Below are 270 nucleotides of genomic sequence, written 5' to 3' on the forward strand. Positions count from 1 at the left end.
CCCAGAAATTGCATATCCTTCTGAATGCCTCGTTTCTCAACACAAAGACTAATTACATTCCCCAAATGCTCTTGTGGTACGAGAATATTTGCCTCTACGATTGGCTCTCTCATCTCCTCTACTGCACCGGGGTCTGGTAGACGAGACGGGTTATCTACTTTAATAACCTCACCATTACGCATCACTAGTTCGTAAATAACTGTTGGCGCAGTGGTCAATAAATCTAAGTTATATTCTCGTTCGAGTCTCTCCTGGATAATCTCCATATGG

1 pseudogene is annotated in these 270 nt (G+C 43.0%); it reads right to left on the reverse strand.

The annotated features are described in order from the left end of the window. Positions 1 to 270: pseudogene (locus tag A3735_RS23775) on the reverse strand (elongation factor 4); the annotation flags it as partial.

It is taken from the genome of Oleiphilus sp. HI0061 (assembly GCF_001635675.1).